Source organism: Mucilaginibacter sp. BGA-UO-ETr-C110, assembly GCF_059567985.1.
In genome coordinates this window covers 983,671-1,007,336 of record NZ_JCAQPB010000002.1, presented here as the reverse complement: position 1 = coordinate 1,007,336, position 23,666 = coordinate 983,671, and the positions used below count along the sequence as shown (strand labels likewise).

Annotated in this window: 22 protein-coding genes; 5 read left to right on the top strand and 17 right to left on the bottom strand. The window is 42.4% G+C overall.

The features are described from left to right. Positions 1 to 14 precede the first annotated feature (14 nt). A complete protein-coding gene (locus tag AC57BQ_RS05630) occupies positions 15 to 1,364 on the bottom strand; it encodes a TolC family protein (protein WP_496405333.1) in 1,350 nt (449 codons plus the stop codon). 93 nt (positions 1,365 to 1,457) lie between these two features. Continuing rightward, the gene (locus AC57BQ_RS05625) at positions 1,458 to 2,069 is read right to left on the bottom strand and encodes a TetR/AcrR family transcriptional regulator (RefSeq protein WP_496405332.1); all 612 of its coding nucleotides are present in this window, start codon (positions 2,067 to 2,069) and stop codon (positions 1,458 to 1,460) included. 246 nt (positions 2,070 to 2,315) lie between these two features. On the opposite strand from AC57BQ_RS05625, the gene purB reads away from it, so the two are divergent. Then, positions 2,316 to 3,662 (top strand): adenylosuccinate lyase, encoded by a 1,347-nt coding sequence (gene purB, locus AC57BQ_RS05620; RefSeq protein WP_496409459.1) that lies wholly within the window; start codon positions 2,316 to 2,318, stop codon positions 3,660 to 3,662. Positions 3,663 to 3,850: 188 nt separating this feature from the next. Then, positions 3,851 to 4,402 carry a NifU family protein gene (locus AC57BQ_RS05615; protein WP_496405331.1) on the top strand — a complete coding sequence of 184 codons (552 nt, stop codon included), beginning with the start codon at positions 3,851 to 3,853 and terminating at the stop codon, positions 4,400 to 4,402. A gap of 92 nt (positions 4,403 to 4,494) precedes the next feature. Here AC57BQ_RS05615 and AC57BQ_RS05610 read toward each other — a convergent pair whose 3' ends face one another. The 8 genes from AC57BQ_RS05610 to AC57BQ_RS05575 form a co-directional block, all read right to left on the bottom strand. Beyond that, on the bottom strand, positions 4,495 to 5,286 hold the full coding sequence (locus AC57BQ_RS05610) for an inositol monophosphatase family protein (protein WP_496405330.1): 792 nt from the start codon (positions 5,284 to 5,286) through the stop codon (positions 4,495 to 4,497). Then, positions 5,264 to 5,737, bottom strand: coding sequence for a GtrA family protein (locus tag AC57BQ_RS05605; protein ID WP_090471956.1), 474 nt, complete (start codon positions 5,735 to 5,737; stop codon positions 5,264 to 5,266). Before AC57BQ_RS05605 ends, AC57BQ_RS05610 begins: the two co-directional genes overlap by 23 nt. After that, positions 5,730 to 6,899, bottom strand: coding sequence for a prolipoprotein diacylglyceryl transferase (locus tag AC57BQ_RS05600; protein ID WP_496405329.1), 1,170 nt, complete (start codon positions 6,897 to 6,899; stop codon positions 5,730 to 5,732). The genes AC57BQ_RS05605 and AC57BQ_RS05600 overlap by 8 nt, the downstream gene beginning before the upstream one ends. A gap of 29 nt (positions 6,900 to 6,928) precedes the next feature. Then, positions 6,929 to 8,248: a tRNA (N(6)-L-threonylcarbamoyladenosine(37)-C(2))-methylthiotransferase MtaB gene (gene mtaB / locus AC57BQ_RS05595; protein WP_496405328.1), complete on the bottom strand. Its 1,320-nt coding sequence runs from the start codon at positions 8,246 to 8,248 to the stop codon at positions 6,929 to 6,931. Positions 8,249 to 8,667: 419 nt separating this feature from the next. After that, positions 8,668 to 10,056, bottom strand: a complete 1,389-nt coding sequence (locus AC57BQ_RS05590) for a S41 family peptidase (protein WP_496405327.1) — start codon at positions 10,054 to 10,056, stop codon at positions 8,668 to 8,670. Positions 10,057 to 10,182: 126 nt separating this feature from the next. Further along, complete coding sequence (locus tag AC57BQ_RS05585; RefSeq protein WP_496405326.1) at positions 10,183 to 10,563, bottom strand: VOC family protein; 381 nt, start codon at positions 10,561 to 10,563, stop codon at positions 10,183 to 10,185. 94 nt (positions 10,564 to 10,657) lie between these two features. Beyond that, a complete protein-coding gene (locus tag AC57BQ_RS05580) occupies positions 10,658 to 11,380 on the bottom strand; it encodes a hypothetical protein (RefSeq protein ID WP_496405325.1) in 723 nt (240 codons plus the stop codon). Further along, positions 11,373 to 11,693, bottom strand: a complete 321-nt coding sequence (locus tag AC57BQ_RS05575) for a hypothetical protein (protein WP_496405324.1) — start codon at positions 11,691 to 11,693, stop codon at positions 11,373 to 11,375. The genes AC57BQ_RS05580 and AC57BQ_RS05575 overlap by 8 nt, the downstream gene beginning before the upstream one ends. Before the next feature lie 241 nt (positions 11,694 to 11,934). Between AC57BQ_RS05575 and AC57BQ_RS05570 the strand changes: the two genes are divergently transcribed. Continuing rightward, positions 11,935 to 12,933 carry a nucleoside hydrolase gene (locus AC57BQ_RS05570; protein WP_496405323.1) on the top strand — a complete coding sequence of 333 codons (999 nt, stop codon included), beginning with the start codon at positions 11,935 to 11,937 and terminating at the stop codon, positions 12,931 to 12,933. Positions 12,934 to 13,039: 106 nt separating this feature from the next. After that, entirely contained in the window at positions 13,040 to 13,663 is a 624-nt protein-coding gene (locus AC57BQ_RS05565; RefSeq protein ID WP_496405322.1) for a class I SAM-dependent methyltransferase, read from the top strand. Positions 13,664 to 13,907: 244 nt separating this feature from the next. On the opposite strand, the gene AC57BQ_RS05560 is transcribed toward AC57BQ_RS05565, so the two are convergent. The 4 genes from AC57BQ_RS05560 to ppk1 form a co-directional block, all read right to left on the bottom strand. Then, entirely contained in the window at positions 13,908 to 15,683 is a 1,776-nt protein-coding gene (locus AC57BQ_RS05560; RefSeq protein WP_496405321.1) for an amylo-alpha-1,6-glucosidase, read from the bottom strand. 206 nt (positions 15,684 to 15,889) lie between these two features. After that, positions 15,890 to 16,453, bottom strand: a complete 564-nt coding sequence (locus tag AC57BQ_RS05555; protein WP_496405320.1) for a UbiX family flavin prenyltransferase — start codon at positions 16,451 to 16,453, stop codon at positions 15,890 to 15,892. Positions 16,454 to 16,628: 175 nt separating this feature from the next. After that, complete coding sequence (locus AC57BQ_RS05550; RefSeq protein ID WP_496405319.1) at positions 16,629 to 17,504, bottom strand: Ppx/GppA phosphatase family protein; 876 nt, start codon at positions 17,502 to 17,504, stop codon at positions 16,629 to 16,631. A 1-nt stretch (position 17,505) separates the two neighbouring features. Continuing rightward, a complete protein-coding gene (gene ppk1 / locus AC57BQ_RS05545; protein ID WP_496405318.1) occupies positions 17,506 to 19,551 on the bottom strand; it encodes a polyphosphate kinase 1 in 2,046 nt (681 codons plus the stop codon). Positions 19,552 to 19,741: 190 nt separating this feature from the next. Between ppk1 and AC57BQ_RS05540 the strand changes: the two genes are divergently transcribed. Next, a complete protein-coding gene (locus tag AC57BQ_RS05540; RefSeq protein ID WP_090471938.1) occupies positions 19,742 to 20,233 on the top strand; it encodes a YajQ family cyclic di-GMP-binding protein in 492 nt (163 codons plus the stop codon). Between the two features lie 127 nt (positions 20,234 to 20,360). Here the strand turns inward: AC57BQ_RS05540 and bioB are convergent, their stop codons facing one another. The 3 genes from bioB to AC57BQ_RS05525 all read right to left on the bottom strand — a co-directional run bounded on the left by bioB (position 20,361) and on the right by AC57BQ_RS05525 (position 23,663). Next, positions 20,361 to 21,362, bottom strand: coding sequence for a biotin synthase BioB (gene bioB, locus AC57BQ_RS05535; RefSeq protein WP_496405317.1), 1,002 nt, complete (start codon positions 21,360 to 21,362; stop codon positions 20,361 to 20,363). Between the two features lie 209 nt (positions 21,363 to 21,571). After that, entirely contained in the window at positions 21,572 to 22,927 is a 1,356-nt protein-coding gene (gene mgtE / locus AC57BQ_RS05530) for a magnesium transporter (RefSeq protein ID WP_496405316.1), read from the bottom strand. Between the two features lie 121 nt (positions 22,928 to 23,048). Beyond that, complete coding sequence (locus tag AC57BQ_RS05525; RefSeq protein ID WP_496405315.1) at positions 23,049 to 23,663, bottom strand: IMPACT family protein; 615 nt, start codon at positions 23,661 to 23,663, stop codon at positions 23,049 to 23,051. Positions 23,664 to 23,666 lie beyond the last annotated feature (3 nt).

Below are 23,666 nucleotides of genomic sequence, written 5' to 3'. Positions count from 1 at the left end.
GGTTTAGTAATTGTTTATTTAATGCGGCCGTATGCCTTATCCAGATCAACTTTGCTTATTAAAGCATCGTAAAGTCCCTGTATATATTTGTCATTTGCATCATCAAGTGAGGTTTGGGCTTGCGTTACCTCCAGGCTCGAGCCAACTCCCTGTTGATATTTTATTTTAGAAACACGCAGCACTTCTTCTGCTAATTCCCTGTTTCTTTTTTGATTATTAAGGCTTTGTATCCCATTAACATAGGCAACATTAGCTTTATTAGCTTCCAGTTTCAGCCCGTTTTTTGAATTCTCTAAATCATTCTGCGATTTTAAAACTGCAATTTTTGATTGTCTTACCTGGTTTAAGCGCTGCCATCCATTAAATATGGGGATGTTTAAAGTTAGTCCAACGTAGCTTGAAGGAAAGTTCATTTTGTACAAGTTACCAAAACTATTATTCTGATAAGATGAGGTATAGCTTGCATTAGCTTTAAGCGTTGGTAAGTATTGTGATTGCTGGCGCTTCAAATCAAGTTTTTTAAGTGCAATACCTGTTTCCGATAAGCTGTATTCAATGCGGTTGTGATAAAATGAAGTATCGGCTGCCAGGTCAGCAGTATCATCTAATTTAATATCATCCAGTTTGTCCTTTAAAGAAAGAGCATTCTCTATAGGCATTCCCATTTGAAATTTCAAAACCTGATAATTTAAAGCAAGAGACCGGATGGTATTTTCGCGGGTGGTTACTAAATTGTTATACTGAACCGCAATACGATCTACATCTATTTTTTCAACCGTTCCTTGCTTATTTTGAGCTGTAGTTTCATCAAACTGCTGTTTTAATTGCTTAAGGTTGGCATCTGTTAATCTTAACTGTTCATTACTAACCAATATCTGATAGTAAGCTTTGGTAACCGCTACGCTAATTTGGATTTTATTACGGGTTAGGTTTTTTAAGGAAAGCTCCTTATATGTTCTGGAAGCCTTTAAACCTACCAGGTAACTACCGTCAAAAAGTATCTGATCTGCTGTTGCACCAATACTTGATTGATATTTAACCCCAAACTTTACAGGAATAAAAGTACCTGCGGGCTGGCCAAATACTTCGCCGGGCAACAAAGTTGTAGGTATCTTTAAATAATCCTGAAAAGTGGCTGATCCACTTATCTGGGGTAACCCTATACCTCTTGTTTCTTTAACCTTATATTCTGCGCTCTTGATATCAAGCCCGGCATTTACTACAGAGTCCTGGTGCTCATAGGCATAATTGATACAATCCTGAATGCTAAAGCTAAAAGTTTGGTTATTAGGTGGCGCTTCCTGCGCATAGCTTTTAAAGGCTATGGCGCAAAGTACAGTTGCCGTAAAAAGTAAGTATTTCATTTTATATACTATAGTTGGGTTATTACTTTATTATTTATGTTTTTACCAATCAAAGGTCACGTCAGCTAATGACAACCTTATGTCAGCAATCCTTTATTCTTCGTGTATATTTTTATACTGGTTTAAAAGCTTGTATCCCTTAAGTGTACAGATGCCATAATTAAAATGATCCTGAAACTGTACCTGTACTCTCCAGGTATTAAACTCCGATACAGGAAAAATCTCGGTATTAAAGCCCAGTTCAATCTGACTCACCCTCATCCTTGCAATAATCTTTACGTCGATATCCTGACGAATGTAACCCTGCTTCATTCCTTTTATCAAAAGTTCTTCCATGGTTTTGATCAACACTTCCGCTTTAAACTTTTGAAACTCGGCCCAGGCATCTGGATGATATTTCTGCATATCATGTACAACTATTGGGTTGATCACGGAAAATACTTCTTCAGAGCATTTCATCATGTTGATCATTTCCTCAATTACATCGTTTGATTTACTAATGATGTCAGTCATCTGATCTTCATCCTCTTTCAGTCTCACTCTAAGTACTGCTGTAACCAATTCGTTCTTGTCTTTAAAAAACTGGTATATGGTTTTTTTTGACATGCCGATATGTCTGGCTATATCATCCATGGTAATGCTCTTGATCCCTGCTCTTAAAAACAGTTCCAGGCTTCCTTGTATTACTCGCTCTATTTGACTCATTGACTTTCCGGGTCAAAACTAAGGAAACATTTTTTGATTTCAAAGTTTCCGTCAGAAAATACAAATTCCTGACAAAACGTTTTAATATGCTGATCTCATGCCATTTGTTTTAAATACTTATATAACAAATGACAATCCCAAAACAGGACAACAGATCCCCAATATTTTATAGTTTCCGATTTGCGCCCTCGCTTATTGATCATCTGCGCATCAATTTTCTTACCTTTGCCAAAATTTATAAAGAACATGACGCTTACTCCGCTTTCAGCAATTTCGCCAATTGATGGCCGTTACCGTAATACCACCGCTGAACTTGCCAATTACTTTTCCGAATACGCCTTGATTAAATACCGTGTATTTGTTGAGATAGAGTATTTTATTGCCTTAACAGAAAGTTCACTACCTCAATTACAACATTTTGATGCTGGAGTGTCTGAAAAGTTACGCGACATCTATAAAAACTTCAGTGAGGCCGACGCCGAAAGCATCAAAGAGATCGAAAAAACTACCAATCACGATGTAAAAGCGGTTGAGTATTTTATAAAAAAAGAATTTGACAAATTAGGTGGGCTTGAGCCTTATAAAGAGTTTATACATTTTGGCCTTACTTCTCAGGATATTAACAATACAGCCATACCATATACCTTTAAACTGGCTGTAAACAATACCTATTATCCTGCTATAAATGAACTGGTTAATACTTTAAAAAATTACGCGCGTGATTGGAATCAGGTGCCGATGCTGGCCCATACTCATGGGCAACCAGCTTCGCCAACCCGTTTGGGTAAGGAGATCCAGGTTTTTGTAGAACGTTTAGAGGCCCAGCTTGAATTATTGGCAGCAGTACCCTACTCGGCCAAATTTGGCGGCGCAACGGGTAATTTCAATGCGCATCATATAGCCTACCCTAAAAATGATTGGAAAGCTTTTGGTAACCATTTTGTTAACGATATATTAGGCCTTAAACGCTCACAATTTACCACGCAAATAGAGCATTATGACAATTTTGCGGCCCATTGCGATGCATTGAAAAGGATCAATAACATTATCATGGATCTGGACCGCGATATGTGGACCTATATATCCATGAACTATTTTAAACAAAAGATAAAAGCGGGTGAAGTTGGTTCTTCGGCCATGCCACATAAGGTTAACCCGATAGATTTTGAAAACTCCGAAGGTAACCTGGGTATTGCCAATGCTTTATTTGAGCATTTGGCAGCCAAGCTTCCGGTTTCCAGATTACAGCGTGATTTGACCGATTCAACCGTTTTACGAAATATCGGTGTCCCGGTGGCTCATACGCTGATCGCTATCAAATCAACTATAAAAGGTTTAGGCAAGCTACTTTTGAACCAGGACGCTATTAACGCTGATCTGGAAGCTAACTGGCCGGTTGTTGCAGAGGCCATACAAACCATATTAAGGCGCGAAGGCTATCCTAACCCGTACGAAGCATTAAAAGACCTCACCAGAACCAATCAACAAATTAACGCACAAACAATAGCAGCCTTTGTTGATACGTTAAATATAAGTGATGCTATTAAACAAGAGCTAAAACAGATAACACCAGCAAACTATACAGGTATTTAATTTTAGATGTGCGAATTTCAAATGTGCAGATATGCAGATGGTCGGTTTTAAAACATCTGCACATTTGAAATTTGCACATCTGCACATAAAAGTCATCTATCATCTGCATGTCATAACTAATTAATAGCTAACTTTAAACAAAAAAGCTACCTAAATTTGTTAATTCAAGATTTAATCAGAAAGCTAAAATGAATATCAACGTATATACAGAGTTAACGCCAAACCCGGCAACAATGAAGTTCATTGTGAACAAGTTGCTTATTAATGGCAGTGCCGATTTCGCCACAAAAGAAAGTGCTGAAAAATCACCTTTTGCAAAGGAGTTATATAAATTTTCTTTTGTTAACGGTGTTTTCTTCGCCAGTAATTTTGTTACCATCACCAAAACTGAAGGCAGCGAATGGGACGATGTAGAGCCCATTATGAAAGAGTTTGTAAAAGGCGCTGTTGAATCTGAACTCAAAATACAATTAGAGGAAGAAACAGAAGCGGGAAACTTTGAAGGTTCTGAAACCGAAGTAAAAATACAACAGATATTACATGATTACGTTCGTCCGGCTGTGGAGCAGGATGGCGGCGCTATTTCATACCGTTCATTTAACGAAGGTGTAGTTACTGTTGAACTACGTGGTTCATGCAGCGGTTGCCCTTCTTCAACTGTTACCCTTAAAGCCGGTATCGAAAACCTGCTTAAACGCATGGTACCCGAAGTTACCGAAGTAGTATCGGAAGCTTTATAAATATTTGATTACACCGATTATTTAGGATTTCACCGATTTCATATTGTTATATCAACTGAAATCGGTGAAATCTTTTTTTATCGGTGAAATCCTTACTTAAAGTATTTCTGAATATACTGCACCAATTCCGCAGTTATTTTTCCGTTAGTTGCCACAACTTCTCTGGCCTCTAGCACATCATTGCCACCGTTAAAGGTTACTACCTCGCCCCCGGCCTGCCTTACGATAACTATACCGGCAGCTACATCCCAGGAGTTTAAATTATACTCGTAAAAAGCATCAAACCTGCCACATGCCGTATAAACCAGGTCGACTGCCGCCGAACCTAAACGCCGGAGACCGTGACAATTCTTCATCAGATCGGCAAACAAGGCAATATAGGCATCCTGCTTTCCGAAGTCATAATATGGGAACCCTGTCGCTAATAAGCTATTGGCCACAGTTTGGTTATTGCTTACCCTGATCTCGGTACCGTTCAGATATGCCGGGGCACCTTTCCAGGCATAAAAGCATTCGTCCAGATTCACCTCATATACTACACCGGCCACTAATTCATCATACTCTTTAAGCGCTATACTTACCGAAAACGAAGGGATGCCATGTATAAAATTGGTGGTACCATCCAAGGGGTCAATGATCCAATTATATCTTTCGCCAACGGTGGTGGTGGTTTTTTCTTCGGTAATAAAACCTGCTTCAGGTAATATCTTGCGTAAACCTTCTACGATCAGTTTCTCGGCAGTTTTATCTACGTAAGATACCAGATCGTTCAAACCTTTGTATTCAATTTTATCGGCGTTGAAGGTTTTACGCTCCTGTCTTATAAAATCGCCGGCTTGTTTTGAAACTTCAATTACCTGTTCAGTTATGTTTTTGAGTTGCATGTTTGCGTAATGATAAGCTGAATGAAAATGCTTTATGTACAAAAAAGCTTGCAAAGAACAAGCTTAACGCGGCCCCTATCCGGGCCACCGGTGGGTATATCCCAAAATCCTGTATCAATATTTTTATCACTGCTAAATTCGCGAAAAAACCAAGACAGGCTACGGATGCAAAGCGAACAAACTGCTTATAGGCCGATAGTTTTGACTCCGTAAAAACCATATAGCGGGTGATCAGGAAATTAACGATCACACCCATAAAAAATGATAGTGCCAGAGATAAGGTAGAATTACGAACCGTTAACGAAAATATCTGGTAAGTATGTCGTACTAATAAGTTATGATAAAACAAGTAAAAGGCAGAAACATCAACTAAAAAACCTGCCCCTGCAGAGATCACAAATCTGAATACCTGGTTATCCAATAATTTGTTGGCTTGCTTAGTATTAGCCATGCTTTAAAACCGCTGATTTTTTATCCTTATTTAACCCATTCACAATTAAAACAGCCCCGCCAATAACCATCAGCAACGAAATAAACTCGGCCTGGGTAAAGCTGATACCGGCAACATGATATTTAGTGTTTACGCGTATCAATTCTATAAAAAAGCGTTCTACGCCTGCCAATATCATGTAGATGCCAAACATTACACCTGCTGGTTTTATACGATCGCGGATGCTCCATAAAAGCCAGAACAGCAGTAAACAAACAAGCACTTCATAAAACGATGTGGGATAAACCGGATACTGCAACTCGTGGCAAAACTTGCCAATACAACCCGGAATGGCAATACCTTCGTCGTTTACATTGTGCGGAAATTTAAAGGCCCACATCCAATCAGGAGCCCAACTCAGCCAGCCCGGTTTTGGCGCGGTATTGGTTATCCCCCAGTCCCCATCACCCGACATCTGGCAGCCTACCCTACCCAAAGCGTAAGCCAGCATCACACCCGGACCACCAATATCCAACATATTAAGTGGTTTGATACCATGCTTATTAGCGATGTAAAGCACAGCAGCACCGCCGCATATTAAACCACCATAAAAGGTCAATCCGCTAAAACCTATCAGCATCCCTACAGGGTCTTTCATAAATTCGCCCCAGTTCTCCAAGGCGTTAAATACTTTGGCACCAGCGAACCCAAAAACAGCTGCCCACAGCAAAATATTGCCCATAAGGTCATGCGGGTGTACTGTTACTTCTTTGGTTACTGGCTTAGGTTGTTTTTGCTTCTCAGCCTCATGATAGGCCCAGTAAGCAAACGCTGCGGCGCCAATGAGTCCGCCTACCCAGCTACCGCGTAATGACAGCAAAAAATCCTGCGGGCCATCCAGAAGCAAACGATAGTTCAGTATACAATCAACCAGTTTATAACCTAAAACAAAGCCAAAAACACCATTACCAACCAATTCATTAACCGAGGCGGGTTTGCCTACAGTAACCGTTTTTTTAAACGAATGAATGATGCCTAATTTCTCTTTCCGTTTAAATTCCTGCGCAAAGGCCCAGTAAGCGCCCATAAAAGCTATGGCCACAAAAAAGCCAAAAGTTTGAATAGGCAAAGGGATATTTATACCGAAAAGATATTGAAGAAGCGATGTAATAGTTGGAAACATAGGTTATAGTTTGAAGCGAATATAGCGTTTTAATGCACTAATATTTCTGCGCTTTCTGTTATATCGACATCACCATCAGGTGAAATATTTGTTAAGTAAACCTTTTTAAGCTCGTTGATCAGCACCGGATCATACTTGGTTCGTACCTTAACATAGTTACGGGTAAAACCGTGCATATAGCCCTCTTTGATGTCCCCTTCAAATAAAACCTCTTCGGTTTTGTTTAACTGGCTTTCATAAAACGCGCGGCGTTTTTTGTCAGACAGGATATGCAGCATTTTACTGCGCTCGCCACGGGCAGAACCTGGTACCGCGCCGGTCATCTGACTGGCCAGGGTGTTTTCCCGTTCCGAGTAGGTAAATACGTGCAGGTATGAAACGTTCAGCTCATTCAGAAAATTATAGGTTTCCACAAAATCTTCACGGGTTTCGCCGGGAAAACCTACGATCACATCTACTCCAATACAGCAATCAGGCATCAGCTCCTTGATCTTAGCTACCCGGTTTACATACAGATCGCGTTTGTAGCGACGGCGCATCAGGCCCAATATCTTATCAGAACCCGACTGTAAGGGGATGTGAAAATGTGGCACAAACCGCTTTGAAGTAGCCACAAAGGCAATAATTTCGTCGGTAAGCAGGTTAGGTTCTATGGACGAGATCCTGATGCGGTCAATTCCCTCTACTTCATCCAAAGCCTGTACCAGGTCGAAGAATTTGTCCTCGCGTTTACCATTGCGAATACCAAAATCGCCCAGGTTTACACCGGTAAGCACAATTTCTTTTACTCCTGATGCCGCTATCTGGCGGGCCTGCTCTATCACGTTTTCAATAGTATCGCTGCGGCTGCTGCCACGGGCAAGCGGTATGGTACAAAAGGTACAGGAATAATCGCAGCCATCCTGAACTTTCAGGAAAGTACGGGTACGGTCACCAAACGAATAGGCGGGTACAAACTCATTAGCTTCGGATACGGGCTGGTTAAACACCAGGGCCTTAGGCTTCTTGGTCAGATCGGTAATATGATCAATGATCTGGAATTTTTCGGCGGCACCCAACACCATGTCAACACCCGGTATTTCGGCTATTTCCTGTGGCTTTAGCTGCGCATAACAACCTACAATGGTCACATAAGCGTTTGGTGATATTTTGAGCGCTTCCTTAACTATTTTCTTGCACTTTTTATCCGCGTTTTCGGTAACCGAACAGGTGTTGATCACAAAAACATCGGGGGTGTTCGTAAACTCCACCGTATCGTAGCCGGCCTGGTTAAACAGGCGCCCGATAGACGAGGTTTCCGAATAGTTGAGCTTACAGCCCAGCGTATAAAAGGCAACTTTCTTATTCATCTTAAAGGGCGCAAAGATAATTAATTATTGAATTACTGAGTTAGTGAATTATTGAGTTATGACAAACCTATTAACCAAACTACCACATATATTTGATCAGGCTCCCTATCGAAAACTTTTTAAAGCTTTATTTTAACACTTTTTTAACTAAAAAACGGGCTAAAACGAGTCAAAAACTGCTCAAAATTCATTCAAAACCATCGATTTTAACACTTTTTAACAAATTTCTGATGGGTTTTAAAAGCTTTAAAAAGTATTAAATACCTGTATATCAAATAACTAAATACAAAATGGTTGATTTTTGGTTGTATTTCCCCTTAACCAAACAGCCCGGTTTCCTGATAGATCAAGAAACCGGGCTGGTGTACATACAAATATACGCAATTTATCGGTCTTGTAAAAACATGTGGCAGGATAGTCTACTTCTTATTATTTATTTCTTTTAGGGCCCGTTTTAACACGGCATCGGTACCATTAATCACATCCTCTGGGGTGCGGGGCACCTCAATATCCGGGATAACGCCTATGCCTACAAAGTCGCGGCCATCCGGATAGGTATCACGCTTGGTGCAGATGCGGGCCGTAAAGCCGGGTAAAGTGAGTGGCAAGGGCTGACCAGTACTGCCATAAGTACGCTGCCCAATGGTTGTAGCGCGTCCTTTTAAGCCATCTATCATCACTAAAAAATCCTCGGCAGCCGAGGCTGTATTATTTCCGCACAATACCACCAGCGGTGTTTTAATTTTTTGATCTTTAACATAGTTGTAAAAGGTCATGGTATCGCCCTTGTACCAGTACTCGCCTTTGGCCGATGCTATCGATTTTTGCTGCCAGTTGGATAATTTACCTTTTTTGGTGGTGTCCATTAATTCATAGGTTCCCCATGCCCGGTAGGCCGACAGGTTATCGCGGGTTTTCCAGGCAGAGCCCACCAAAACCTTCTGATCAGTAAAATACATCAGTATCTCGGCCCCTACGCCGCTGTTACCACCACCATTACCGCGCAGATCAAGGATTACGCCTTTGCATTTATACAGTTCAGGCACTATCTTTTTAAATTCGGTAACTATCGACTCGTCGCCAAAACTGTTCAGTTTCACGTAAGCTATCCCATTTATATTTTCGTAATTCAGCACCTTCCAGGGTGTATTATTGGTTGCCCGCCTCACCCAATTGGCACGATAGGTATGGTATTGATAGTTGTAATCTATTAGCTTGCCTTTGGGCGATCGTAGCTTCAAATGCCATACTTTAGCCGTATCGGTACCATAAAACATCATAGCCGCGGCTGTATTCCAAAGCACATGTTCTGTTGACGAGCTGATATAGGGAATGATCTCCTTTTCGGCATAGGCTTTTGCATCCATCCCATCCACGCTTACCAGTTCAGATCCCAGTGGCACCTGGTCTTTAAATTGCAGCGGAATATCAGTCACAATGAGTTTTTTGTTAAAATTTTCAATATTGATCCATCTATACCTGGACCCATGCGGCATCAGCGTCTGCGGGAAATCAATATCGGTATGCCCGTCTTTTAGCAAGGCGCAAAACCGCTGCATCACCATATAATATTCCCAGGTGTTTTTTGTGGCCAGTATTTTGGGGATATAGGCTTGGTAGGTACTATCCCAGTTAATTTTGGCATGGTCGAAATACGCGAAATTGTATTTTGCTTCCGACCAGAATTTACTCAGGCCATATAATTTATCGGCTGATGAAAGATTAGAAACGGTATCAATTTGGGCAAAAGCCGGGCGGAAACCCGTCATTAAAAATACCAGGGAAAGACAGTAGTAGATTTTTTTCATGGACAGGCTCAGTTAATAATCTCAAATATAAAAGTTTAGGCTATTGAAAGATGACCTGCACATAAAATATAGGAAATGTCTCCGTTTAAAAATAAAAAACCATGATCCAAAGGCGCTCTTTGATTTTTATAGCGGCCGTGCAAAAAATAAACGGTAACCGTTGGGGTCAATAACGGCAAAACCCCGAAGGTTATCGGTATTGTCGAGTAAATCCTGGTGAAAATTGACCCCTTTGGATCGGAATTCATCAAATAACGCATCCGGGTCGGCTACCCCAATATGCGCATCCCAAACCGCCCAGTCATAACGGGTATGGTTAGGTACAGGTTCGCCGCTGGCTTTCAGCATGAGCGACACCGGCCCACGGCCGATCATCGCAAAATAAGGATTAGCTTCTTCCTCAGCGATATAGAGCACTTCAAAACCCAGTTTTTGCACATAAAAATCTACCGACTCTCGCAGGTCGGTCACAATAAAAAAAGGCGAAACGAAAAGGAGATCGGACATAGATACTAAATTAAGTTAAGGATTGTTAAAAATGAAATACGCTTTACATATCACTTATCACTATCAGGTTTTATTTGTAAAGGGGTAGAATATGCTACTTTCTGCCAGATCTGCGAATATCTTTCGCCTTATTAAAAGTTGTCAAACAACTATCCAGCGGTTGGCCCCGCTTATAAATGCAATCGCAGAAAACTGCGCAGGCCGCGGGGTTTTTACTCGAAGCACATTGATTTCTGCACTCAGCTTCAGAGTTGCCCGGTACGATCTCAAATAAATAGAAAGTACCGATGATGATAAAGACTATGACGGCGAAGGAACCTCCAAAAAACAGGATCCGCAGGCGCTTACCCAAGGGCTTTTTTAACACACGAGGTTCCGTTTTGAGCTGCTTAAATGGCAAAATATGTTTTAGACGGTCATAATCCCAGATCAATAAAAACAAGCTTGCCAATAACATCATCGTGACGCCCCGGGTACCGTCAAAGCGGGTAGCATAAGTCAGCACACAAATATTAACGATGAAGGGAAAATACATCAGCGCACCCAGAAGGGATGTTCTCGGGATCAGTAATAATATAGCTGTTATGATCTGAGCAATTCCAATAAAGGTATAGTAATAGCCTGTAAGAAGTAGGGCATCAAAGTAATGTCCTAAAGGGTTGTTAGACGGCAGGCCGGCAGCGAATCTTTCACCTATGATTTTTACGTAGCCGGCTATAAGAAAGCTCGCAGCTAAAGCGATGCGGCAAAAAATAGCAAAGCGTTTAAACCACTTGTCGGCCCTTGCTTCATAGTATATTTCTTCAAATCTATTCATGTTTTTTACGGGGGATAATTTTACTGAGGAGAAAATGAAGAACTAACGCTATGATAGTCCAGTATAAAGCACAGGCAAGCGCCCTAACCGGGGGTGCCGGGTCCGGATCGTTGAATATTGGTGCCAGGGGTCCTACCAAAACAATTTTAACAGGATATATGATTGTGGCTACAGTGCGCTTCCAGGCTATTGGTGAGCCCGTTCCCGGGAACCACTCGCCGTTTACAGGTTGCAACAGTAAATTAGAGATAATCTGAAAGGCAAACGCCGAAACAAGAAAGATGATAACAAATTTAGTTCTTGTAATCTTCATACTGTTGTTTTTTTTATTAATAAAAAGTACTTTGCATAACAAAGTTAAATAAAATCACCTTCTCTTTCAAAGTATTTTAAGAAAATTTTAAACTGAGAGACTCCCCATCGCTACCACAAGCGAGGCGCTTGCGGTAGCGAATCGCAAATCCCCTGCTGTTGTTTTTAAAAATTGTGCTATTTTCGATGTATAACTCACCGGGCTGCATTATAACACCTTTATAGCTATAAAAATCATCATCATGAAACATAAGGTAATCTTATTGCTGCTGGCTATGTTTTTGGGAATATTTGCTTTTGCCCAGCAACAACAGCCTAAAAACATCATATTGGATACCGATATAGGTCCCGACTATGACGATGTTGGGGCGATGGCCATTTTACACGCCCTGGCCGATAAAGGCGAATGCCGCATCCTGGCTACTATAGCCAGCAACCAGCATAGCCGTATAGCCCCGGTTTTAAGCGTATTGAACACCTATTTCAAAAGACCCGGCATCCCCATTGGGGTGGTACGGGGTAAAGCTGTAAATATACCCTGCTCGCAAAAATGGGATTCCCTGATCGTTGCCCGGTACCCGCACCGGATCAAAAACAACGATGAGGCGGAGGACGCCACAACGCTTTACCGCAGGATCCTGGCTGCTCAACCTGACCAAAGCGTAACCATTGTAACCATTGGGTTTATGACCAATATGGCTAACCTGTTGCAATCACAACCAGATAAAGCATCGCCATTAAATGGAGTTGCCCTGGTTAAAAAGAAGGTAAAACTGTTGGTGAGCATGGCCGCCTGTTTTAACCAGGAGATGGGAAAATTCAAGGAGTTTAATGTAGAAAAGGACGCCGTTTCTTCGAAAATAGCGTTCGATACTTGGCCCTCTCCCATTATTTTTAGCGGGTTCGAGATCGGCGAAAAGATCCATACCGGCTTGCCGATCACAAAGGAAAAGTCTATTGTTCATTCGCCGGTTAAAGATGTATTCCAAAAAAGCATCCCGCTTGACCCCAACGATGCCAAAGGCCGAATGAGCTGGGACGAAACCGCGGTGCTGGTTGCCGTACGTGGCTATGAAAGGTATTTTGACGTGGTAAAAGGCAAAATAATATGCAACAGCAATGGTAGTAACCTTTGGGATAAAACTGGCACCAGGGATCGTTATTTAGTACTAAAAATGCCCATCCCGCAAATAGAAGCGACTTTGAATACACTGATCATGCACCAGCCTAAAGCTAATTAATATCAAACATCGAATGCCCAATATCCAATAATGAAGGGAAATGACATTCCGCTTGCGAGAGCTATTTTAGTATATTGTTACTTTAGGGGCTTATTTGACAGCCGCGATGATGAATGAAAACGAAAAGTCTGAATTTTGGGAATCCGCCTTTATCGACAAACAGGAAATGTGGGGATTTGAACCATCAAAGTCGGCCGTATTGACCAAAGATTTTTTTGTCCAAAAGTCAGTAAAAAACATCCTCATTCCAGGCATTGGCTACGGACGGAACGCGCAAGTTTTCAGAGATCATGGGATAGCAGTTACCGGGATCGAGATCTCAAAAACCGCTATTGATATGGCCAAAAAACATTACGGAACAGATATGACCATCTATCACGGTTCTGTAACCGATATGCCATTTGACAAACACCTGTATGATGGCATATTTTGCTATGCTTTAATTCATTTGTTAGATGGCAGCGAACGGGAGAAATTGATCCATGACTGCTATCATCAACTAACAGAAAATGGCTATATGGTTTTCACGGTTATTTCGAAAGCCGCCCCAACCTATGGCCAGGGTAAATTGCTGAGCCAAGACCGTCATGAAATATTTGATGGGGTGAACATGTATTTTTACGACCAGGAATCGATTAACGCCGAATTTAGCAAAGCCGGATTGTTTGAGGTCACGGAAGTCACGGAGAACTATCCCTTCTTTTTAATTAAGTGCCGGAAAGGCGAGTAATGATATTAAAGGAGGGCTCCCAATTTATAGGTGTTCCGAGAATGAAATTTAAAAAAAGGATGTCATTTCGATAGAGCATGGGCGGGCATGAGCGTTGTGTGAAAGAGAAATCTTCTGCAGTATACAATGTCTAATTGCATGTCGAAGAAGATTTCTCCTCGTACCTCGTTCGAAATGACAACCTCTTATTTCTCTCGCAGTCACTTGGCTGGAGCCGAGCGACTGCAAAGAATTACACGGTGGACTACTTTTCCAGGTACTGGTGTGCCAGGATTAGGAACGTACTGGATGTCCAGGTGTAGGCAGGGTCACGTAATGGCTGTCCGGTTAAGGCGTCGAAATTCTCGGCAAAACCACCAGCCTCGCACGTATTACAGAAGCGCTCGGCCAGTTGACGCGCAAAATCCTTTTCGCCCGATCTATTTAAGCCATCAATAATTAATAACATAGGCGGCGCCCATACAGGGCCACGCCAATAGCTATCAGCACCATAGAGTTTGCTTTGCGGGCTCTCAGAAGCAAGACCATGTTCGGTAACAAAATTTCCGGGCTTTTTTAAATCAGCAACCATTTTGTCCCTGATGTTTTTGGGTAAACGATCGCCTATTAACATGGGGAGATAAGCCATCAGGCTTCTGCTATCTTTATTAACCTTGCTCGATAAAGCATTTTTACTTACAAATTTATCCCCGTTCCATAAATTGGAGATCATTTTATTTAGCGTAGTGTCGGCTCTCCTGTTCCAGTACGCGGCATCCTTTTGTTTGCCTAATTTTGTAGCCACTTTAGCGAGCACGTCCATTTGTTTTATTAAAAACGCGGCAAGATCGGGGCCCTCAATCGGAAACTCCATATCAAGCGCCGAACCATTATCCCAGCCAGAATCATTGCCATGATAGTATTCGGGCAAGCCATTATGATTGCCATCCCTGTATATAAACCAATAGTTAGTCCATTTTACAAGCTTCGGATAAATTTCGGCTAATTGTTTTTGACTGAGCTGGGAATGCTCCATTAACTGGCCGAGTGTCCAGCCGTGAATTGGAGGTTTCCGGAACTCCCATACCAAATGATGCGCATTGATATAGTCGGGCAAAGCCCCGGTAACATCCTGCTGGTCAAACACCAGCATCAATTGATCCCAGGATAGTTTTGGCTGCTGATAGCTCAGCGCGATCGCGTTGAAACAATTGTCCCAGCTCCAGATATTGAACATCCAGTTTTTTGACATCAACATACCATACCTTGTCAAGTAGCCATCGGGCTTTACGATGCACGACCAATTGATATACGCCGCCAATTCCCGCCCTTGCTCATAAGCAGGAGAAACGGTAGCCGTAGTTTTTTCCCATTGTAAAAGCTCCTTTTTGAGTATCTGCATGCTTTCGGCATAGGATACGTTATATTTTATGGGCAACCAGTCGCTATGATATTGTTCTATTACGATGTCCAGATGTCCCTGTTCAGGCTCTACCCAGAAACCGTTCTTGTCTTTTTCAGTTTTAAATCCCCCACTTCCCGATTGAATGGTCACTACCATACGCTCATCCCTTAATTTCCAGGTTTTGTTATACCCTGGCACCCTGAGTGTATTGCTGCCATCCAGGTTCCCCTTTAAAAACACACCGGGACCGTCGCTCATAATATGCAGCCTTTCCGGGCTTTCAAAATAAAAGGTTAGTATACCCAGGGTAGTTTTACCTTGCAACTGCAAAGGTGTTGCTTCGTATTTTACGGGCAGGGCTTGCTGCTCATGCCAGGGTTCTGCAGTGAGGACCGTGTTATTGGAAGAAAACCTGGAACCAGACAGATCACATATATGTATTTTCCCTGTGTCATGATGCTCGTGATCAAGTGTAGATAAGGACATATAGGAACCAAAACGACTGAAAGGAACCCTGGTAATATCAAACTTGATATTTGAAAGATCCTGCGCGCCGACCCCGGTGACCGTAAATAGCATCAATAATAAAAGGGTATAAACTACTTTAATAACAAGGGGTTGGTTTTTGCGATGCATTATTCAAAATTAATAATAAGGTGTATAGTGGCCCTGATTCAAAAAATCCAGGAGGTTATCTTTACAATTGTTTTTTATCCGTCAAAAAGACATTTGAGCGATTATTATCAAATGTAATCGATTGTAATTAATTACAAAGAATGTTAACAATATTATTAAATCATTGAGTGGCGCGGTGACAATACCGACCACGGGCTGAAATCTGACTATTCCTCGTTCCAGCGATAGCTTTCGTTCTCCAGACCTATGAGGTCAATTACACGGTTCACTACGGTCATGGCCAGTTCTTCGATGGTTTTGGGTTTGCTGTAGTATGATGGGATGGCCGGACAAATGATGCCTCCGGCTTCGGTCACCGTTTCCATATTGCGGATATGGATGAGGTTTAAAGGGGTATCGCGGGCCACCAGGATCAGCTTGCGGCGTTCCTTGAGTATTACATCGGCAGCGCGGGTGATCAGATCGTCAGATATACCGCCTGCAATGCGGCCCAACGTGCCCATTGAGCAGGGAACTACAACCATGGTATCAAACCTGGCCGATCCGGATGCAAAGGGCGCCATAAAGTCGTTCTTGGCGTAAAAGTGATAGTCGTATTTACTAAAATCCTCGTTATCGAGCTCAAAGCGCCAAACATCCTTGGCATTATCAGACATCACAACGGCAACTTCCTGTATCTGGTCTTTTAACTGGCTTAATTTTTCTAATAACAGCCGGGCATAAATAGCGCCGCTGGCCCCCGTAATGGCAACTACGATCTTCTTCTTCATAATTAATCCTTCAACAATCCACGCTCACAAATTTACGGGCACAAAAAAGGGTCGAATACAAGTACCCGACCCTACATCTACCTATGAAAAACATGCCCTTGAGAGGGCACTACAAATGTAATAAGAGTTTTTATATTATTAAACAAATTTGTAAAAATAATTTTACGTTAAGTTTTTATAAATTCTTTTCGATAAGTAATTGAATAATACCATCAACCATACCTACTCTTGGTACATAAATACTCTTAATACCGGCATGTTTCATAACGGTAAGATATATTTCGCAGGCAGGAATGATCACATCGGCGCGGTCCTGGTTAAGGCCCAGTACGTTGATACGGTCTTTAAGCGAAAAGGATGTAAGGTAGGTATATAGCTGCCTAAGTTTATTAAAGCTCAGCGGCGCCTCGTTCTCTTCTTCGGCCAGTTTATACAGCTTATTGATGTTACCACCGGTGCCAATACCTGCCAACTGTTTAAAGCCGCGGGTATGTTCGCGTATAAAATCCTTCATTTCATTCCAGGTTTCTTCGGTGTCCTGGTTATCCAGGATCCGGATAGTACCGATGTTGAATGATTTGGATGCCATGAGCTGGCCGGTTGAAAACAGGGAAAGCTCGGTACTGCCGCCACCTACATCTACATAAAGGTAGTTTTTACTTTTATCGATGTTTTGATCGGCGTGACTGGCGTATATCACCTTAGCTTCTTTTGAGCCATGGATGATCTCCAGGTCGATATTTGCCTCCTGTTTGATCAGTTTTGCCACCTCTTCCCCATTTTCGGCCTCGCGCATGGCCGATGTGGCGTAGGCCAGGTAATCGGTCACCTTATAAACATCCATCAGGTTGCGGAAAGCCTGCATCGCCTTTAAAAGATCATTGGTTTTACGTTCAGAAATATGGTGCTGTATAAACGCGTCGTCGCCCAAACGTAATGGCACCCTGATCAGCGTATTCTTTTTAAAAGAAATCGAACCATTGTTTTCAATAATGTCAGCAATCAAAAGCCTCACGGCGTTTGAACCTATGTCTATAGCGGCGTATCTCAATTTATTTATTTTTTGCTTTTAAGTAATTATATATCTCAATCTGCGCACGGTGCGACTCGGCAGAGTGAGTTTTGTGGTACTTGTTATTATTTTGACTGTTTATTTCGCGGGCCTTGGTGTTGTCATGCAGTTGTATATCAATCACATCCCTGATCTCCTTGCGTAACTGCTCGTCATATATCGGGAAACCAACCTCGATGCGGTTATCAATGTTACGGGTCATAAAATCGGCTGATGTCAGATACAGCAGCTCATTACCTCCATTACAGTAAATGTGCACACGGGCATGCTCCAGGTATTTATCAACGATACTGATCACCTCAATATTTTCGCTGTATCCTTTCACACCAGGTATCAGGCAGCACATCCCACGAATGATCATCCTGATCTTAACGCCGGCATTGCTGGCCGTGTAAAGCTTAGTAATCAGGTCCTCATCAGCAAGGCTGTTCATTTTTAATATCATGTAAGCCTTTTTACCCGCCTTGGCATTTTTGATTTCGTTATCGATCAACTTATAAATAGCCGGCCTGGAATCAATAGGCGACACGATCAAATTTTTCAATCCTTTTGGCAGCGCGTTTTTATATAAAGCCTTAAATACTACCACCAGATCGTCGGTGATCTTAGGGTTGGCCGTAAACAGCGTATGATCGGCATATATACGGGCTGTTTTTTCGTTGAAATTACCGGTTGAAAGACAGGCGTAATAAGCCAGTTTACGTTTTTCGATGCGCGTTACCAGGCATATTTTGGAGTGTACTTTGTAACCAGCCACGCCATACAATACGTTTACACCTTCTTCTTCGAGCCTGTTGCTCCAGAAAATATTGTTCTGCTCATCAAATCTGGCACGCAGCTCCACCAGGCAGTTTACCTTTTTACCATTTTTGGCCGCATTGATCAACGCGTGTATCACCCGTGAATTTTCTGCCAGGCGATATACGGCAATGCTGATCTCCCGTACTTTGGGGTCAATGGCAGCTTCACGCAAAAAGTGAATGATATAATCAAACGACTGGTATGGCGTACTCACCAGATAGTCTTTTTTGGCAATCAGTCCGATCAAACTTTTACCAAACGACAGATCCTCAACAGGCAATGGCGGATATTTAGGATATTCCAGCTCGGGCCGGCCCACATTGGGGAACGAGATGAAGTTTTTAAAGTTATGGTATCGGTTGCCGGGTATCAGGCTTTCGCCGTGCAGTCCCATTCTGTTCACCAGGTATTTTAACATATCCAGCGGCATATCGCTATCATACAGCAAACGCATGGGTTTACCCTTTTTGCGTTTTTGCAGGCTTTTGGATAACGAATCGATAAACTTTTCGCTTACCTCCTTATCCAGGTCAAGCTCCGCGTCGCGGGTGAGCTGTAAGGAATAAGCCTCAATGGTATCATGGTTAAAAATAAAGAAGATATCCTCCAAACTATACCTGATGATGTCATCCAGCAGGATAATAAATTTCAGGTTATTAGTTTCGGGCAGCGCTATAAACCTCGAGAGGTTGTCCGGAAACTCGATCAGAGCGAACCTTGATTTTTTGTTTTTGGTGAGCTTTACAAAAAAGTAAATGGCCCTGTCACGGAGTTCGGGCAACGGCATTTCGTCATCAAGCATAATGGGCACCAGTGTGGCCAGCAGCTTTTCCCTGAAGTAGGTTTTAACAAAGGCCCCGCGAGTTACGTTAAGCTGCTTATCGTTCAGCAAAAATATCTTTTCTTCGGCAAGCTCCTTTACAATGATATTTTCGTAAAGGTTGTTGAATTTGCGCTCTTGCTTTACAACCAAATTTTTGATCTGGTTAAGGATCTTTTTGGGATTGTAACCCAGTATTTCCTTTGATTTTTCGTTCAGGTTGGCCAGGCGGCTCATAGTAGCCACCCGTACCCGGTAAAACTCATCCAGGTTGGATGAAAATATGGCTAAAAACCTTACCCGTTCAATTAGCGGAACAGTTGGGTCGGCAGCTTCCTGCAAAACCCTATCGTTAAAATATAACCAACTTATCTCTCTGTTTATTAAGGGAACCTGTTTATCCATATAAATTGCCCATGCCGGGCTCACTTTTACAAAACTGCTTATTTATTTGTTAACTTAATATTAACTCATTAGCATTTAACGAGTTTTTATTCATTATTATTTATTACAGTAAGTAAACAAATTAATTGAACAGGTAAAATAAATGTTTCTAATACCTTAGTTTTGTACACATTTATAAAACCATTTACTTATGCCCACATTTGATATAGTAAGCAAGATAGACGGACAAACGCTTGATAACGCTATCAATACCGCAAAAAAGGAAATATTGAACCGTTATGATTTTAACGATTCAAAAAGCACTATCGACCTGGATAAAAAAACCAACGAGATCACCATCGTGACCGAAAACGATATGCGTTTAAAGGCTATTCAGGATTCCATCATCAGTCGTATGGTGAAACAGCATTTAGATTCCGCCGCTTTGGATTTTGGTAAAGAGCAATATGCATCGGGCAATATGATCCGCAAGGAGATCAAAGTGAAGGAAGGCATCGATAAAGAAGCAGCCAAAAAGATTGTTAAAAAGATCAAAGACAGCGGCCTTAAAGTACAGGCATCTATCATGGACGACCAGGTACGTGTTCAGGGCAAAAAAATCGACGATCTGCAGGCCGTGATCAGCCTGTGCCGCGGCGAAAACTTTGGCCAGCCACTGCAGTTTATTAATATGAGGGACTAATACCCACTCCTACTTCAATATTACTTGAACGTCATTGCGAGCGTAGCGTGGCAATGACGCTTTGTTTAAAACGAGAAAGAGCCGCAATTTGCGGCTCTTTCTCGTTTATATTATTTGAACAACAGGATTATCCTGCTGCCTCAGCTTCTTTAACTTCATTAGGTCGACCATTTTTGAAAGCCTTACGCGGCGATAAGCCCAGCAATTCAAACATCGCCATGTCGGTATCAAATGATGGGTTTGGTGTGGTCAATAGTTTTTCGCCTGCGAAAATAGAATTGGCACCGGCCATAAAACAAAATGCCTGTTCAACCACACTCATTTCTGTACGACCTGCCGACAGGCGAACCACCGTTTTGGGCATAATGATACGGGTAGTAGCTATCATACGCACCATATCCCAAACAGATACCCTCGGCTGATCGGCCAGTGGCGTACCTTGTACAGGTACCAAAGCGTTAATTGGCACAGATTCCGGATGTTTAGGCAGGTTTGATAATGTTTTAAGCATCGATATACGATCTTCCACTGTTTCGCCCAGGCCGATGATGCCACCGCTACATACAGTAATTTTAGCTTTACGTACATGCTCCAGTGTTTGCAGGCGCTCATCATAGGTACGAGTGGTGATAATACGCTTATAATCCTCCTCAGAGGTATCCAGATTATGGTTATAGGCATACAGACCCGCGTCGGCCAAACGTTGCGCCTGGCTCTCGGTAAGCATACCCAGCGTACAGCAAACTTCCATATCCAGGGAGTTCACCGCTTTTACCATGTCAATTACCTTGTCAAAGTCACGGTTGTCGCGTACCTCGCGCCAGGCAGCGCCCATACATAAACGCGAAGCACCACCTGCTTTAGCTTTTTCGGCCGCGGCTATCACTTCATCTTTAGGCATTATAGCGTGTACATTAACACCGGTGTTGTAACGCGCTGCTTGTGGGCAATACGCGCAATCTTCAGAGCAACCGCCGGTCTTTATCGAGATCAGCGAGCTGATCTGCACTTCGGCATAGTCCTTATTTTCGCGGTGTATGGTTGCGGCCTTGTAAACAAGGTCAAGCAGCGGGGTATGGTATATTTCAGCTATTTCTTCTTTAGTCCAGTTGTATCTTACCTCGGTCATTCTGTTTCAAATTTTGATGGTTCAAATTTAGAATAATTAGTGATTTAGTGAATTAGTGATTTAGCGATTTATTGTTTTGAACAAGAATTTACAAAATTAAAGAATTAACAGAATCTTAACTAAGGTATTCAATCCCTCCTCAATAATTCATTAACTATCTAAATCACAAATACTTGCCCAATCACTAATTCAATAATTCAATAATTAATTTAGTGGTGCAACAAAAGCTTTGTCGCCAGCCAAAGTGGTAATAAAAAGCCTATGCAATCTGTAAATGTTGTAATAATGATAGATGATGCTACTGCCGGATCAATCCCTACCCGCTTTAATATCAGCGGGATAGATGCCCCTGTTAAACCGGCGATGATGAGGTTACCCGTCATGGCTAAAAACAATACCAGGCCCAGCATGGGGTTGGCATCATAGAAAAAAGCCACTATAAAAACGATCAAACCGTTGGCTGCACCGTTGATCATCCCTACTAAAAACTCTTTCAGCACTGTATTATAGGCCTGCTTATCGCTCAGATCGTTTAATGAAATACGCCTTACCGTTACCGCCAGGGCCTGGGTTGCCGCGTTGCCGCCCATACCAGCAATAATGGTCATGTAAGCCGAAATAATGGAAAGCTTGGCTACCGTGGCATCGAAATTACGGATGATGGATGCGGCCAGGAAGGCTGTACCCAGGTTGATGACCAGCCAGGGTAAACGACTTTTTACAGCGTCTTTCCAGTTACCGCTCAACTCTTCGTCCTCAGATACACCCGATATTTTCAGGATGTCCTCGGTGTTTTCCTCCTCCATTACGTCGATGATGTCATCCACCGTAATGCGGCCCAGTAGTTTCATGTGCTCATCAACTACCGGGATACTGGTGAGGTTATATTGCGATATTAAACGGGCTACTTCTTCCTGGTCAACATCGGCCTTTACATATACAAAGGTTGTTTGCACCAGGTTACTGATGCGTGCATCGGCCTTTGCTTTAATAAGTGTTTTTATGGAGAGTATGCCTTTCAGCGTAGCCGCATCGTCAATCACATAAATGGTGTATAGCTCCTCCATCTCTTCCGATTGATGGATGATCTCGTCCAGTGCATCCTTTTTATCCAGGTTGATATTTACCCGGATAACCTCAGAGTTCATCAAACCACCCGCTGTATCCTCATCATAACTGAGTAGGGCCCGGATGCTGCTGGCATCCTCCTGATCAATATCTTTCAGGATCTCGTGCTGCTGCTCTTCATCCAACTGCGAGATAATGTCGGTAGCATCGTCATAATCCAACTCCTCCACAATCTCGGTACGTTTCTCCGGATGAAGGTTCACCAGTAGTTCTTCGGGATGATGCTCCTCATCCATTTCCGAAATTACTTCCGATGCGATGTCTGTCGGCAGGATATTGATGATGCGTTCTTTGGCTTCCTGCGGAAGTTTCTCAAACAGTATAGCAATCTCAGAGGCATGGTATCCCTGCAGAACTTTCTCTAACTCAACATCATCGCTTTCCAGAGCGGCTTTTATGCGGAGCAGGTCGGTTTTATCGATTTCAAAAGATTGCATATCCCGACTAAAATAATCATTTATGCCGGAAATCGAGAATCAGGAGACAAGAATCAAGAGGCAAGAATTAACTCGCTGATTTACTTTACCTTCTTGGTTCTTAACTCTTAATTCTTGCTTCTCAAAGGCTGTGATCGTATTCCGCAACAGCACCGCTTACCTTACTTATTTTAAATAAAGTTTGCTCCACCTGGGTTTTGCGGATGGAAACCTGTATGCGGCAGTCGTTATCAAACTGCTGATTGAGTATCACCAGGTTATCATCTTTGATGATACGCATTACATCGTTCATTTGAAGGTAGTCAAAGGCGATAGTATAAATATCGTTAACGGTTTTATGAATGATGACTGCCTGGTTCAAAGCCTCTTCGGTTGCGACCTTATAGGCATTAATTAAACCCGGAACGCCTAACAGCGTACCACCAAAATAGCGCACTACCACGACCAATATATTGGTCAAATCGCGGGATAGCAGCGTATTGAGTATGGGCCGACCTGCAGTGCCCGAAGGTTCACCATCGTCATTAACCCTAAACACCGATCTGTCGATACTTAAACGCATAGCCCAGCAATGATGATTGGCCTTAGGGTGCTCCGATTTCAGATTAGCTACAATTTCCTTGATATCATTCTCGGAATTGATAGGATATGCATAGGCCAGGAATTTGCTGCCGCGATCACGGAATATGCCTTCGGTTGGTTGTTCTATAGTCTTATAAGTATCGTCAAAAAGCATTAA